Here is a 14,990-nt window from a genome sequence, read left to right on the forward strand (position 1 = left end):
GAAGAGTCGACTTCAGGGCAGTAGTCTCGTTCACGGAAACCTCTTCATCACGCCGTTATTCAGTCCCAGTGTACGGCCAGCTCGGAATCAATCCCCGCTCCCCGCCGGACGCGACAGCTTTCCGGCAATCACCGAATGCCGCGCCCCCGTCGTATGCGGCAGCGTATTGCGCCAGCCCTGAAACGCGTAATAGCCCAGAATGGCGAAGGCCGCGGCCTCCCGCGCGCTGGAGTTCCAGCCGCGTTCCTCGAAAGTCAGCACGGGAATGGGGGCAAGGGCTGTTCGGAGCTGGGCCATGAAGGTAGGATTGTACGCGCCGCCACCCGCCACCACGACCTCGTCCAGACCATGCGGCACGATGAAACGCTGGTAAGCGTCCGCCACAGATTGCGCGCTGAAGGCGGTTACCGTGGCGGCGATATCGGCTGCGTTTAATTCAAACACGCCGGGCAACCGTTGCAGGTTCCAGCGCTCACGCCCGGTGGATTTGGGGGGCGGGGCGGCCAGGTACTCGTCCCTGCGCCAGGTGTGCACAAGGGTCTCAGCCACGTGACCGCTGGCCCCCATTCGTCCACCCTCGTCGAAGCGGCCCCCGAACAGCTCGGCGGCCTCGTCAATGAGGGCGTTGGCGGGGCCGGTGTCGAAGGCGATCACGCCCGCTTCACTCAGGCCCGGCAGATAGGTCAGGTTGCTGATGCCCCCCAGGTTGTGGATGGCACGGCGTACCCCGGCCTCGGCATACATCAACCGGTCTGCAAAGGGCACCAGTGGGGCCCCCTGCCCCCCAGCCACCATGTCGGGGGCACGGAAATCGGAAACCACCGGTTTTCCAGTGCGCTCCACGATCACCGACGCCTCGCCGATCTGAAGGGTAGAGCGGGTGTGCCAGCCGCGCGTGCCGTCGGGCGCGGGGATATGATGGACGGTCTGCCCGTGGCTGGCGATCAGGTCAGCGTCGGCCGAGAGTTCGGCAGCGGCCTCAGCCAGCACCTCGCCCAGCCAGAAGTTCAGCTGGGTGATTTCGCTGGTCCTGGCCTCATCGCGGGTGGCGGCCAGCAACGCGGCACGCAGGTCATCGGCAAAGGGGGTGTAACGGTGCTCCAGCACGGTGGCGCGTGGGGCAAGGCCAGTCAGTTCGGGCGCGAGGCCTCCCCCACCCACAGCCGGCCAGCCCGAAAGCTCAATCAAGACGGCGTCGATGCCGTCCACGCTGGTGCCGTTCATCAAGCCCAGCAAGCGCGGGGCGCGGGTCATGGTTGACCGCCGAGCGGGCACATCAAGAGCGCTTCCAAGACTCGCCTCAGCATCGCCGCGCCCGCTCTCCAACGCCAACTTTCAACATGCTTCCAATATAAACCACTTAAATACCAAAGAGTGACCAAAATCGGCGCGGTGGTCTACCCTATCCCCAGCCGTCCCCGAGTCCCCCGTCGACACCCCAATACGAGCAGAGGATAAACAGGAATGACTGTTCTGAGCCAGACTGGCTCAGCGTGCCACGTAAGTGTGCAAGTATGCCCAGCCATTCCCCTGCGCGCCGACGCGTCTGAGCCCTGCGGCCTGTGCCCAGCCGTCCATGTTCCGGGGGCCCACGTACTCCGGCGCGAAAAACTCCTCACCGACGATGATCCGTCCTCCAGCCCGGAGCACCCGCAGGCATTCGCGCAGGGCTGCCACAGGCGCCGGGGTTTCAGTCAACACCGAGATCAGCACCACGGCGTCCAGGCTCTCAGCCTCACAGGGAAGGGCCGCCAGATCGGCGCGCAGCAGGCTTAGATTACTGAGAGTCGCCGTTCTGGCCGCTGTCTGGGCCAGGTAACGGGCGTCAATATCCAGCGCGGTCAGATAGGCGCAGCGTTCGGCAAGCGCTTCGGTGAACAGACCAGAGCCACAACCCCCTTCCAGCACCTGATCATCCGGGAGCAGGCCACAGGCCTCGGCCAGTTGCTGGGGATCGCGGTAGCGCCGCCGCCATGGGTTTTCCAGCAGCCACCCCCAGCCGTATGGAATGGGGCGCGGCCGGTTTCTGATCCACAGGCGCAATGCGAACTGGGTCAGGACGAGACCGGCCAGACCGTATGCGGCCCAGCGGCATGCTTTGCGGGCCAGCTTCCGAGCGTCAGCAAAGTGCAGCATCGAATCGCCTCCTGAGATGAGAGAACACCGACGGTGCGGAACGCTGGGCCGGAGACGAAAAAACCGCCCTTTCAGGCGGTGATGGGCAAAAGATAGCGCACTATTCACGGACGGTCAACCCTATTCAGCGGCTCTGGGTATCCGCCGCGTCACGCAGCGCGTCTCCCATGAAATTAAACGCCAGCACCGACAGCACGATCATCAGGCCGGGCAGCAGCAGCCAGGGGTACAGGTTGAGGGTCTCGAAGTTCTGCGCGTCTTTGAGCAGCAGGCCCCAGCTGGTCATCGGTTCCTTGATGCCTAGGCCCAGGAAACTCAGCGCGCTCTCGCCCAGGATGTAGCCGGGCAGCGCCAGCGTGGCGGTCACGATCAGGAACGAACTCAGGTTGGGCATGATGTGGCGCAGGATCACCCGCAGGTCACTGCCGCCAATGGCCCGCGCCGCCTGCACGTAATCCACATTGCGCGCACTGATGACCTGTCCTCGCACCACTCGCGCCAGCCCTGCCCAGCCGATCAGAGCCAGCACGGCGATGATGCCCAGGTACACCCAGGTACTCGGCCAGCTTGCGGGAATGATGGTGGACAGCGCCAGCAGAATCGGCAGACGTGGGAACGACAGCAGCACCTCGATCACCCGCTGGATCAGGTTATCGACCCAACCGCCGAAATACCCACTGACCCCGCCCAGCACGATACCGATGGTAAAGCTGATCAGAATACCGATCAGGCCCACCGTCAGGCTGACCTGCGAACCAACGAGCATCCGTGAGAACAGGTCCCGCCCAAACTTGTCGGTTCCAAGTGGAAAATAAAAGCCGTCCTTCACACCGAACAGATGCCACTGACTCTGAAAGACGCCCAGGAGGTTGTAGCGGGATTCCAGCGGGTTGTCGCCGCGCACGAAAAAGAGGATCGGCTTGGGAGTCGAGGTGTCCGGCGCGAAGGTGGAGCGGAAGGTCACCGGATCACGGGTCTTCTTGACGCCGTAGACGAAGGGCCTCATCAACTGGCCGTCATGAACGATGTGGACGGCCTGCGGACGCTGAAAGGGAAAGTCGGCGTGCTGAGCGGTGATCGAGTACGGCGCCAGGAACCCGGCCAGAAGCGCAATCAGGTACAGCGCGGCCAGAATCCACGCGCTCCACACACCCACCCGGTTGCGCCGGAAGCGCCGCAGCGCCAGCGCCAGCGGGGTCTGCCGCTCCGGCCCCTTCACCACAGTGGTGGCAGGAACGGCCGTCATTCGAACCGGATCCGCGGATCGGCCCAGGCCAGTGCCAGATCCGAGAGCAGGTTGCCGATCAGCAGCAACAGGGCGCTGAAAAGAAGCAACGTCATGGCGACGTACTGGTCCTTGTTCAGCAAGCTGTCGTACAGGTACGGCCCGATGGTGGGCAGGTTCAGCACGATGGACGCGATGATGGTGCCGCTGATCAGCGTGGGCAGGCTCAGACCAGCCAGGCTGATCAGGGGATTGACTGCGTTTCTGACCGCGTGCCGCCACAGCACCGCGCGTCCGGCCAGCCCCTTGGCCCGCGCCGTCCGCACATAATCCTGGTTGATTACGTCCAACATGGAGGCGCGCATCTGCCGCATCAGGCCTGCGACGCCCTCCAGACCGATGGCGATCATGGGAATCCAGAGGTGGTTCAGAAGATCCAGAACCTTGGCCCAGCTCCACGGCTCACCGATGTACTGCGGGCTGAACAACCCGCCCACATTGGTACCGCCCGCGCTCAACACCAGGGCGATCAGGAGCAGCGCCACCAGGAAATCAGGCACGGCGAGGCTGATGTAGCCCAGAAAATTAGTGATCGTCGCACCAATACCGTAGCGGTTGAGTGCCGTGTAGATGCCCAGAGGAATGGCAATCAGCCACGAGACCATCAGGGTCAATACGGCAAGAAACACTGTCCAGCCCAATCTTTCCCAGATCAGCTCGGCCACCGGACGCCCGTTGGCAAAGGAGTAGCCGAAATTGCCCTCGGTGACGATGCCCTTGATCCAGGTCAGGTACTGCACCCATAGCGGCTGATCCAGCCCCAGCTGTCTGGTGATGGTGGCAACGGTCTCTTTGGTGACACGCGGGTCTTCCAGGTACTGGTCCAGAAAGCTGCCGGGCTGCAGCTGAATGACGATGAAGCACACCACGCTGATCAGCAGCAGGGTAGGAATCATGCCCAGAATGCGGCGCAGGGCGTAACTCAGCATGGCCTAGAGGGTGCGCGGCGCGCTACGCGGGGCACGGGAGATCCGGCCTTCGGTGATGGTTTGAGAGCCTGCATAGTTTGCTCTGCCTCGCTTTGTTGACGCGAATGGGGTCGGTCACGCGCAAGAGGAGCGGGAGCCAGAAGGCAGGGGCACCTGACCGCGCCCCGCGTCCTGCCTCCCGCAACTTGCTCGCCTTACTTCTGGTAGATCAGCGGGACGGGGTTGTAGCCCGGAATGACGCCCAGGTTGTAGATGTAGTTGCCGTACTTGTTGCTGATCGCGCCGATGTTCTCGGGCTTGGCGATCGGAGTGACCGGCAGGTTCTGGGCAAACAGCAGCTGCCAGCGGGTGTAGAGCGCCTTGCGCTGGCTGGCGCTGGTGGTGGTGGCGGCGGAGTTGAAGATGTTGTAGATCTCCTTTTCCCACGGGGCCATCTTCGCCAGATTGGGGGTGCCGCCGTCGGTGGCCGGCTGGGTGCTGCGGTGCCAGTAGTACAGCGCGCCGCCCGGCTGCCAGATGGGCTTGCGCAGTTCGGGATCGGGTTGATCACCGAAAGCCGCCAGAATCGCCTCGTAATCGCCCGCCAGGCCGGTGGACAGCAGCTTGCTGCTCAGCACGCCCTTGAGGTTGACCTGCACGCCCAGCTTTTTGAAGTCGCTTTGCAGGATGGTGGCGATCGCCGGGTACACCGAGCTGTCGGTGCCGTAGGTCAGATCGAATTCCAGATTCTTGCCGCCGGGAACATTGCGGATGCCGTCGCCGTTGGTGTCCTTGACGCCCAGCGCATCCAGCGCCTTGCCCGCTGCGGCGAGGTCAAATTTACCGAGTTGCGCCTTGGTGTTGGTGTACCACTGGGTATTGACCGGCGCGACGCCGTGGCCAGGCAGGCTGGCAAGGCCGTTGTAGACGGTGTCGATGATGCGGTCACGGTCGACGGCATTCTGCATCGCACGGCGGAAACGGGCGTCGCCGAACAACTTGGACAGCCCGGCGTCCTTGGCATCGAAATTGTAGGCCAGGAAGGGCGGGCTGCCGAACAGCGCAGTGCTGCGAACCACCTTGAAGGGCGCGCCCGCGACTTCCTTGGACTTCAGGTCCGGGAACTGCGCGCCGCTGATGTTCAGCTGATCCAGGTTGCCCGCCAGGAACTGCGCCACCTGTGCCTGCGGATCGCGGATGATCAGGAAATCCAGCGAGTTGAGGTAAGGCAGCTGGGTGCCACTGGCGTCCACCTTCCAGTAGTTGGGGTTCTTGACCAGGCTGACCTTCTGGCCTGCCGTGTAGCTCGCGAGCTTGAAGGGACCGGTCCCGACGACTTCTGAGGGCGCAACGTTGGTGGGCCACGCATTGTTGATGTCAGCGGCCTTGGCCCCACCGTCCTGCGAGAACTTCGCCAGCTTGTGCTGCGGCATGATGAAATAGCGCTGCTGCAACAGGAAGGCGGGCGCGGCGCGCGGCAGGTTGAACTGCACGGTGTTGGCGTCCACCTTCTTGATGGTGATGTCCTTGCCGTCCAGTTTGAAGTTCCCGGCGTCGCCTGCGCGGGCCTCCGGGTTCATGATGATGTTCTTGTACGAGAAGATCACGTCGTCGGCATTGAAGGCCTGACCGTCGCTCCACTTGACGCCCTGCCGCAGCTTGAAGGTGTAGGTTTTGCCGTCGGGGCTGATCGTCCAGCTCTCGGCCAGCGCGGGCTCGATCTTATAGGTGGAAAAATTAAACTCCACCAGACCATCGAACAGTTGCTGCGAGATCAGGCCCAGGTTGTTGTCGATCACGCCGTAATAGAAGAGGCTTTGCGGGCTGTCACCCAGCGCCAGGGTCATGTTGCCACCCGCCTTGCCCTTGACGACGCCCAGCGAATTGTAGCCGTCCACTTTCTTGGGTGCGGCCAGCGCGCCGCCGATCAGGGCGAGGGAAATCAGGGCTAGTGTAGAACGGGAATAGTTGAACATCGGAGACCTCCAGGTAGGGGCGGATGCCCCAGTCGGGGCGGGAAAGTGAGTTGTGGGGCGGTCCTGAATTCTACGGTTGTGGTCTCGGCCCGGATGTGGGCCAAAGCTCGAACGTGAACTGTGATTCTCACCGGTTAGCTTAGTACCACTTTGGGTCCAATGGCAAGCCCCTTGTCAGGAGGTTCTGGAGTGGTATGTTCTTTGGACATGTCCGTCTCCTCACCACCCTGGGCCATCCCGCTGGACGCGGCCAGCGCCCTGCCCGTGTACATGCAAGTCGCGCAGGGATTGGAGCAACGCATTCACAGCGGCGATCTGCGGCGGGGCAGTGCGCTACCTGCCGAGCGGGAACTGGCCTCGCAGCTTCAGGTCTCGCGCGTTACGGTGCGCCAGGCGCTGGCGCTGCTGGCGCAGCAGGGCCTGCTGACCCGCAAACACGGCAGCGGCACCTTCGTCACCCCGCCCACTCCGGAGGAGCGGCCCAGCCGCACGCTGGGGCTGCTCAGCTCGTTTTCGGACGACGTGCGTTCGCGCGGACAGACGCCGGGGGCGCGGGTCCTACGTTTTGAGCACGTCCGCCCCAGCCCGCAGGAGGCGATGAGTTTGGCGCTGTCGCCGGGGGAAAAGGTCTACCGCGTGCGCCGGCTGCGCACCTCGAACGGCGCACCGCTGGCCGTGGAGGAAAGTACGCTGCCCGCCGCGCTGGTGGGGGACCTGCAGGAGGAGGACGTGAGCGACGCCAGCCTGTACGCGCTCCTGGCCACGCGGGGCCTCAATCCGGTGCGGGCGATCCGGCACCTGCGGGCGGTCAATGCTGATCTGACCCTGGCCGAACTGCTGGGCATCGCCCCCGGCGCGGCGCTGCTCGCCACCGAGCGGGTGTCGTGGACCGGGGGCGGGCGCCCGGTGGAATACGCGCACGCCCACTACCGGGGAGACCGCTACGACTTCGTGATGGAATTGCATGGTGACGGCGCATGATCTCTGACCCACGTCCCCAGGCCGCCCTGCCCCCCGATCCCCGGCGCACCGAGGGCGTTCACCCGGACCATCCCGATCTGGATCGCCTGGAGATTCCCGAGCTGGTGTGGGCGCTGGCCGACGACCAGACTGGCGCTGTGGAGGCCGTGCGCGCGGCAGCTCCGGCCATCGCCCGGGCCGTTGCAGCGGCGTTGCCCCGCCTGGAACGCGGCGGTCGCCTGGTGTACGTGGGTGCAGGGACCAGCGGCCGCCTGGGTGTGCTGGACGCCACCGAACTGACGCCGACCTTCTCCTGGCCAGTGTCGCGGGCTGTCCCGTTGATCGCCGGAGGGGAGAAGGCCATCCGCGAGGCCGTCGAGGGTGCGGAGGATGACCCAGAGGCAGGCGTGGCCGACGTGGCCACAGCAGCAGTGGGGCCAGACGACGTGCTGATCGCCGTTGCGGCCAGCGGCACCACCCCCTACGTGCTGGGAGCGGTGCAGGCGGCGCGGCGGGCCGGGGCCTTGACGGTGGGCCTCTCAAATAATCCCGGCACGCCGCTGCTGTCGGCGGTGGACTGTCCGGTGCTGCTCGACACAGGGCCGGAGGTGATCAGCGGCAGCACCCGACTGAAGGCCGGCACCGCGCAGAAAATCGCGCTGAACACCCTGTCGAGTGCCGTGATGGTGCGCCTGGGCAAGGTCTACGGCAACCTGATGGTGGACGTGCGCGCCACCAACGCGAAGCTGGAGGGACGTGCCGTCCGGCTGGTCCGCCACGCCACCGGAGCGGACGAGACCGCCGCGCGTGACGCGCTCATCGAAAGTGCCGGGAGCGTCAAGATTGCCATCGTGAAACTGCTGCTGGGCGTCAGCGCCGACGAGGCGGCCGCCCGTCTGGAGGCGCAGAACGGACACGCCCGCGCCGCACTGGAGGAAGGATGATTCCGGAACGCACCCGCCAGATTCTGGAAACGGCGGTGGCGTCGGGCGGCCTGCCCGGCGCCGCGCTGGGCGTGATCACGGCGACGGGAGAAAGAACCACCCTGATTCTCGGCCACGCGCAGCTTCAGCCGGAACAAATTGCACTGGAAGAGAATGCCTACTTCGATCTCGCCAGCCTGACCAAGCCGCTGTTCACGGCCCGCCATGTCATCCGCGCCGCCGAACAGGGGCGGCTCGATCTGGACGATCCGGTGGCGGCACGTCTGCCCGAGCTGGGCTGGATGCAGGACACACCGCTGAAAACCCGCACTCTGCGGCAGCTGCTGACGCACACAGCAGGGTTGCCGGCCTGGGTGCCGCTGTATACCTGGGGCAGCGCCGACACCATCCGCGCCCGTTTCATGCAGGAGCCGTGGGCCATGCAGGAGGCAGGCGAGGTGGTCTATTCCGACCTGGGTTACGTTCTGCTGGGGCGTGTGCTGGAGCGGGTATACGGCCAACCACTGCGTGACTTTCCCCTGGATAACGGCCTGACCTTCACCCCGGACCCGGCGCGCAGTGTCGCCACCGAGCGCTGTGCCTGGAGGGAGCGAATGCTGCGCGGGGAGACCCACGATGAGAATGCGGCGGCCCAGGGCGGCGTGGCCGGCCACGCCGGGCTATTTGGCACCCTGAGAGGCGTTTTGAATCAGGCTGAACTGCTGCTGCGCGGCGGCTGGTTGTCCACTGCGGGTCTGGCCGAGGCGACGCGCATACAGACGCCAGGGCGTACGCTGGCCTTTGTGGCGGCCCAGCCCGGCTGGAGCGGCGGAAGCCTGTGCAGCCCCGCAGCCTTTGGACACACCGGTTTTACCGGAACCGGACTGTGGGTCGATCCGGCGCGTGGTCTGGCCTGGGCCCTGCTGACCAATCGCGTCCATCCCACCCGTCACAGCCCTTTCGATATTCAGGGGTTGCGTCGGGCGGTGGGGAACACGCTGCTGACGGGGTGATCGGGCTTCCGATCCGAAGGCGTCGGAAATACCTGGGAACCCGAGCAGGGCGAGAAGGGAAATATTGAAATCTGGACCTGAAATGTGCAAATCGGAGCTGACCCGATTTGCACACGGAACAAAGAGGATCTCTACAGCAGCTCAGCGCGTCTTCGTCACCTTGCTGAGCAATGGGGGCGCATCGGGGTCCAGGCCCCGGCCCAACGCCAGATGCGCGGCGAAGAGGTAAAAGGCCAGGGCGCTCGGTACGGTGTCGGTCAGGCCGTGTCCGGTTCCAGGCGTCTGCAGGGTGCTGCCTGCGACCGGACCCAGCGTCCGCAGGTCCGCTCCGCCCTCGCGTAGATCGGCGTAGGCCTCGCGGGTGGCGGGCCACGCCGCATCGTCGGAGGCGAAACCCAGCAGCGGTAGGCCCTCGGCCAATAGGCGCTTGGGACCGTGGCTGAATTCGGCGGCGCTGTACGCCTCGGCGTGAATCCCCGACGTCTCCTTGAGTTTCAAGGCTGCCTCCTGGGCCACGCCGTAGTGCAGGCCGCGCGCCAGGATCAGCAGGTTCTGGGCAAAACTGTAGCGTGCCGCCAGGGCGTTGGCCGCGTCCTCCAGCTCCAGCGTACGCTGCAAGACGTCGGGAAGGCGGACCAGGGCTTCCCTGAGCCTGCCGTCCGGACCCAGGTCTGCAATCACTGGCAGAAAGGCCGTCAGGCTGGCCAGATAACTCTTGGTGGCCGCCACCGCCCGCTCCTCGCCGCAGCGCAGCGGCAGCACGAACTCGGCCGTCTGCGCCAGTTCGCTGTCTTCCACGTTGACCAGCGCCACCGTCAGCGCGCCGCTTTCCCGCGCCATGCGGACATTTTCCACCACGTCCGGGCTGGCTCCACTCTGTGACACAGCGATCACCAGCGCGCCGCGCAGATCCAGCCGCGTGCCGTACAGCGTGTGGACACTGGGCCCCAGCGAGGCCACGGGCAGCGACAGCTCGGTTTCCAGCGCGTATTTGAGCACCGTGCAGGCGTGGTCGCTGCTGCCCCGCGCGATGGTGACAGCGTAGGATGGGCGGCGTTCCCGCAGCACCTCTGCCAACGCGCCAGCGGCCTGCGCGTTCTCCGAGAGCTGCCGGGCGATCACCCCCGGCGTCTGGCGGGCTTCTTGGAGCATCAGAGGATCGGCCTGAAGGGAACTGGGCGTCATGGGGCTACTGTAGTCAATTTTCTGCCCCTGATCGTCCGACGGCTACGCCAGCGAGCAGCATACAGGCAAAATTCTCCCCGACTGCTCCGGTGTGCCGGGCGGTCGGGGAGGGAGGGCGGCCAGACTATCAGTTCAGGGTTTTGAGGTCCGCGCGGGTCAGGGCGATGACCAGAAATCCGTCCTGAGGATGGAAGATCGCTTCGCGTCCCGCGTAACGCAGGGTCACGGCCTGCAGCTCATCGCCCAGCAGGTGCTGACCGATCACATTGGCGGTGGCGACGAAGTGCCGGGCGTACATCGGCAGGCGGTCCGCCGCGCCGGGCGTACCCGACTCGCCAGAGGGCAGCACGACCTGTCCCTGCCCATCCAGAACGATCAGGTCCTCGACGTCGCCCCGGCGGCGGTACTCGGCCACCAGACGCTCGAGCTGGCTGGGGGCACTCACCGCTGCGGGCTCGGGCTGGGGGATCTCTACTGCGGCGGTCTCTGCGGCGCGCAGCAGTTCCTCCACCATCGGGATCAGTTCGTCGGGGCTGAAGGGCTTACGCAGCACACCGTTTGCGCCGGCCTCACGGGCCTGCCGCTTGATGTCCTCGTCGACGTTGCCGCTCATCAGCACGATGGGCAGGTGATCGAAGCGGCCATCGCGCCGCAGTTCGGAACACAGCTCCAGGCCGCTCATGCCGGGCATGATCACATCGGCCATCATCAGGTCGAAATGGGGCCCTTCCGCCAGGGTTTCCAGGGCCTGCTCGGCACTGATGGCGCTGAACGAATCCAGCGAATGGCGTTTGAAGGTGATCTCCAGTGCCTTGCGGACACTGATGCTGTCGTCGACGATAAAGATCTGGGGCATGGGGTTTCCTTTGGAGGTCTGAAACGGGAAGTGAGAGGGTCAGGGCGAGTCAAAGATGGTGAACAGCTGCTCGAGATCAGTGCAGATGGGCAGAGGTTTCGTCGAGGTCGACAGCGAGTTCCATCAGCAGCCGGTTGGTCGGGGCCGACAAATCAGGCTGGCAGCCCGGCGGCAGGCTGGAGCAGTCGTAGAAGCGGAACTGGCCACCTCCCTGCTCGCTATGGCGCAGCAGTTCCAGCACTGCGCCACGGCCCGCGCGGCCCGCGAACTCGGCGTAGGTCAAGCGGCCCGCACTCATGGTCAGGTGTCCGCCACGGGGCAGGCGACCGGCCGAGCTGACTGTGATCAGCCAGTGGCCGCTGCAGGACAGTTCGGCGGCCCAGTTCAGGAACTCGCTCAGGCTGAACGGTTCGAGCTGTCCTGAGAGCTGGGGCCGGGCGGTGGTCCGCAGCGGCAACGGATAGGCCGAGTCGTCCACGCCCAGCGCCTCGAGCGCTTCAGCCAGGACCTGCGGCCCGGCGGAGTTGGTGGGCTGCCCTGGGGCGTCCTGTTCATCGTCGCCAATCAGGTAGATGGGGACCGCCCCGGTCTGGGCATCATCCTCCAGAATGCTCCGGAACTCTGCGCCGCTCATGTCGGTCATCTGCGCGTCACAGATGATCGCGTTCACCTGGGTGCGCTCCAGCTGGGTCAGGGCATGCAGCGCGCCGTCGGCCTGAATCACCGTTACCCCGGCGAGCTCGGCCAGGTGGCTGTACATCGCGGCGCGCGAAGGGTCGTTGAGAACGGTCAGGACCGACAGGCCTGTCTGGAAGGCGGTCATGCGCCCGCCCCGGCAGACACCATGTCCGCAGCCTGGGCCAGCACACTGCCGATCCGGCGCAGTAGCAGGGCCTCGTTGACCGGCTTGGTGAAGTAGTCGTTTGCGCCCAGCTGCAGCGCCAGCCGCTGGTGCTTTTCTCCGGCGCGGGTGGTCATGATCATCAACGGGATCCGGGCCGTGGAGGGCCGGGCGCGCACGGCGGACAACAGCTCGTAACCGTTCAGGCGGGGCATTTCCAGGTCACTGACCACCGCGCCGAAGTCGGCGTCGAGCTGCAGCAGGTCCAGTGCTTCCTGACCGTCGTTGGCTGTGACCACCGTGTAGCCGCCGCTCTCCAGCATCCGGCCCACCAGACGGCGCACGCTCAGCGAGTCGTCCACCAGCAGGATGCGGGTGCGGCGCGCTGCTGCGCCCGACGCGTTGACCGGCTTCAGGTACTCCTGCGGGCGACGGGCCAGGCGGGCCAGGCCTGAAGGATCGAGCAGCGGGAAGGCATTGCCCGCAGCCGACAGTGCCGTGCCGGACAGGTATTCCAGCCCGCTGAGCAGCCCGCCCAGCGGCGTCACGCTGACCTCCTCGATCTGCCCGAAGTCGTCGACGCGGGCGGCCAGTTCCCCAGTGGGCATGGCAAGCACCACCAGCCGGAACGTCGAATCCTGCTCGCCGCCTTGCGGCTGGCCCCAGATGTCACGCAGATCGATGATCGGCACCTGGCGCCCCTCGAAGGTCAGTTCCGGGCCGGCTTCACCGTGCAGGATTTCGCCAGCCCGCACTTCACGCAGCGCCCGCACCGTGCCCACCGCGAAGCCTAGCTCGTACCCGGCTACCTGTACCGGCAGTACGTCGATCACCCGGCGGGTCACAGGCAGGCGCAGCGTGAAGGTGGTGCCCACGCCGCGGCGGGTGTGAATCAGCAGTTCCCCGCCCAGCTGACGGGCAACGGTGGCCACCACGTCCATCCCCACGCCACGCCCGGCCACCGTGCTGACGGCGGCGGCGGTGGAGAGCCCCGGCAGCAGAATCAGCCGCGCCCGGTCCTCATCCGACATCCGGTCCAACTCCTGCACCGAGCGCAGGCCCTTTTCCAGCGCGCGGTTGCCGATGGTCTCCAGGTCCAGCCCGCCACCGTCGTCCTCCACGCTGACTTCCAGGAAGTTCTGACGCTCGGCGGCGCGCAGCCAGACCCGGCCGCGTGCCGATTTGCCGGCGGCGACACGGTCTGAGGTGCTGCCGATGCCGTGGTGCAGGGCATTGGTCATCAGATGCATCAGGGGATCGATCAGGCGTTGCAGCACCGCGCTGTCCACGCGCACGTCCTCGCCCTCGCCGATGAATTCGAAGCGGTCCTCGTGATCGCGTGCCCAGCGCCGCAGCCGGAAGGCGGCCTGTGAGAAGGGCACCCGGCTGGTCTGGGTCAGGTCCAGTCGCAGGCGGCGCAGGAGCTTGCCCAGCAGTTCGTTATCGCCCTGCAGGCCGGTCACGTTGTCCGACAGGCGGCGGCGGACCTCGGCGAAGTCGGCGCTCAGCTCGGTAATCGAGCGGGCCAGGATGTTCAGGTCGTTGTAGGTGTCGAATTCCAGCTCGTCAAACTGCTGGGTCAGGTTGGCCCCGTCCATGCCGCTCTCGCCCGTGGGGGAAGCGCGGTCCGGCGCGGCGCGCACCATGTCGGGGTTCAGGTGACGTTCCTCGAAATCGCGCACGGTTCGCTGGAAGCGGGCCTGCGAGTCCTGCATGGCGCTCTGCAGGTCGTCGAGACGCGCCAGCGTCTGTCCCTGTCTCGAGCGCACCGTCACCAGCTCACCCATCTGCTCCAGCAGCGATTCGATCTGCCGGGCCGGGACGCGAATCGAGGCCGCTTCCTGGGTGGTCACCGGCGTGACCTGTGGCGCGGGTATGGGGGTGGCCGGGACGGGAACGGGAACCGCAGGACTGACGAACTCGTGGCCTCCGGCCAGCGCCGCCATCCGGGCGCTGAGGACGCCCAGCTGCTGGCCCAGGCCACCTGCGCCGCCGCTGCTCCCTTCCGCCACGTCCAAGATGTGGTCCATGCCGCCCAGGGCCGCCTCCAGCACATCACGCGTGCCGGCGTCCAGGCGCAGAACGCCGTCGCGCACACCACCGAGCAGGTCTTCCAGGCCGTGCGCGAAATCGCCCAGCCCTGGCAGGCCCACCATGTACGAGCTGCCCTTGACGGTGTGAGCGGCGCGGAACATCACGTCCAGGTCGGGGCCGCCGTCAGCGGACGCACCTTCGAGCTGCGCGCGCAGGCTGCCCAGGTGTTCGCGCACTTCCGGGGCGAAGTAGGACCAGACCTCGGCGTTTTCACGGTGGAACTGACGCAGTTCAGCTTCCAACTCGGATGGCTGGTCCGCGTCGCCGTCCACCGGGGCAGCCTCGTCCTCGACAGGCAGACGGCGGTGGTCCTCAGGGGGCCGGGGCTTGAAGGCCTGCGGGTGGCTGCGCAGCAGCGCCTGCAACTCCGCCGCTCCGCCGCCCCGTGCGAAGGCCAGTCCCAGGTCACTCTCGCGTTCGCCGCGCAGGATGCGCTCGAGCCCCGAGTGCAGGGTCGCGTGAGAGTGGCCCAGCAGGTCCAGGTAAGCCACGCGGGCCTCGCCGGACAGCAGCGGCCTGGAATCCAGCATCCGCTCCAGCAGGGCCGCCATCTTGGACAGCTGCGAGAAGCCGTACAGGCCCGCACTGCCCCGCAACCGGTGGGCCAGGATGCCCAGGCCGGCCAGCCGTGCGCCGTCCTCTGGTCCCGCCGTGGCCAGGCCCAGTTCGGTCAGCCCGGCCTGCATGCTGCCCAGCACTTCTCCGGCCTCCTGCAAGAAACCGCTCAGCAGATCGCTGTTCTCGTTGCGCTGTTCACTGGTGTTCATGGCCGCGTTCCCGGCTGCAGTGTTCTCTGGCATCTTCAACTCCCCC

At 66.1% G+C, this 14,990-nt stretch carries 12 protein-coding genes; 3 read left to right on the forward strand and 9 right to left on the reverse strand.

Annotated elements, in window-relative coordinates:
• Positions 1-87: 87 nt before the first annotated feature.
• The 5 genes from HNQ08_RS09765 to HNQ08_RS09785 all read right to left on the reverse strand — a co-directional run bounded on the left by HNQ08_RS09765 (position 88) and on the right by HNQ08_RS09785 (position 6,305).
• A complete protein-coding gene (locus HNQ08_RS09765; RefSeq protein ID WP_184130791.1) occupies positions 88-1,254 on the reverse strand; it encodes an anhydro-N-acetylmuramic acid kinase in 1,167 nt (388 codons plus the stop codon).
• Between the two features lie 234 nt (positions 1,255-1,488).
• Positions 1,489-2,136 (reverse strand): class I SAM-dependent methyltransferase, encoded by a 648-nt coding sequence (locus HNQ08_RS09770; RefSeq protein ID WP_184130794.1) that lies wholly within the window; start codon positions 2,134-2,136, stop codon positions 1,489-1,491.
• 124 nt (positions 2,137-2,260) lie between these two features.
• The gene (locus HNQ08_RS09775) at positions 2,261-3,382 is read right to left on the reverse strand and encodes an ABC transporter permease (RefSeq protein WP_184130797.1); all 1,122 of its coding nucleotides are present in this window, start codon (positions 3,380-3,382) and stop codon (positions 2,261-2,263) included.
• Positions 3,379-4,350 (reverse strand): ABC transporter permease, encoded by a 972-nt coding sequence (locus HNQ08_RS09780; protein WP_184130800.1) that lies wholly within the window; start codon positions 4,348-4,350, stop codon positions 3,379-3,381. The genes HNQ08_RS09775 and HNQ08_RS09780 overlap by 4 nt, the downstream gene beginning before the upstream one ends.
• 194 nt (positions 4,351-4,544) lie before the next feature.
• Entirely contained in the window at positions 4,545-6,305 is a 1,761-nt protein-coding gene (locus HNQ08_RS09785) for an ABC transporter substrate-binding protein (RefSeq protein ID WP_184130803.1), read from the reverse strand.
• A gap of 207 nt (positions 6,306-6,512) precedes the next feature.
• Here HNQ08_RS09785 and HNQ08_RS09790 point away from each other — a divergent pair, with 207 nt between their 5' ends.
• Genes HNQ08_RS09790 through HNQ08_RS09800 form a run of 3 tightly spaced genes read left to right on the forward strand, consistent with a single transcriptional unit; the run spans position 6,513 to position 9,201 of the window.
• Positions 6,513-7,286 carry a GntR family transcriptional regulator gene (locus HNQ08_RS09790; protein WP_184130806.1) on the forward strand — a complete coding sequence of 258 codons (774 nt, stop codon included), beginning with the start codon at positions 6,513-6,515 and terminating at the stop codon, positions 7,284-7,286.
• Complete coding sequence (gene murQ, locus HNQ08_RS09795) at positions 7,283-8,209, forward strand: N-acetylmuramic acid 6-phosphate etherase (protein ID WP_184130809.1); 927 nt, start codon at positions 7,283-7,285, stop codon at positions 8,207-8,209. The genes HNQ08_RS09790 and murQ overlap by 4 nt, the downstream gene beginning before the upstream one ends.
• Positions 8,206-9,201, forward strand: coding sequence for a serine hydrolase domain-containing protein (locus HNQ08_RS09800; protein ID WP_184130812.1), 996 nt, complete (start codon positions 8,206-8,208; stop codon positions 9,199-9,201). Before murQ ends, HNQ08_RS09800 begins: the two co-directional genes overlap by 4 nt.
• 141 nt (positions 9,202-9,342) lie before the next feature.
• Here HNQ08_RS09800 and HNQ08_RS09805 read toward each other — a convergent pair whose 3' ends face one another.
• The 4 genes from HNQ08_RS09805 to HNQ08_RS09820 form a co-directional block, all read right to left on the reverse strand.
• Complete coding sequence (locus HNQ08_RS09805) at positions 9,343-10,386, reverse strand: SIS domain-containing protein (protein WP_184130815.1); 1,044 nt, start codon at positions 10,384-10,386, stop codon at positions 9,343-9,345.
• 127 nt (positions 10,387-10,513) lie between these two features.
• Positions 10,514-11,242: a response regulator gene (locus tag HNQ08_RS09810; protein ID WP_184130818.1), complete on the reverse strand. Its 729-nt coding sequence runs from the start codon at positions 11,240-11,242 to the stop codon at positions 10,514-10,516.
• A 76-nt stretch (positions 11,243-11,318) separates the two neighbouring features.
• Complete coding sequence (locus HNQ08_RS09815; protein ID WP_184130821.1) at positions 11,319-12,065, reverse strand: DUF4388 domain-containing protein; 747 nt, start codon at positions 12,063-12,065, stop codon at positions 11,319-11,321.
• Positions 12,062-14,977, reverse strand: coding sequence for a hybrid sensor histidine kinase/response regulator (locus HNQ08_RS09820; protein WP_184130824.1), 2,916 nt, complete (start codon positions 14,975-14,977; stop codon positions 12,062-12,064). Before HNQ08_RS09820 ends, HNQ08_RS09815 begins: the two co-directional genes overlap by 4 nt.
• Positions 14,978-14,990 lie beyond the last annotated feature (13 nt).

The sequence above is a fragment of the Deinococcus humi genome (genome assembly GCF_014201875.1).
Lineage (GTDB): Bacteria > Deinococcota > Deinococci > Deinococcales > Deinococcaceae > Deinococcus > Deinococcus humi.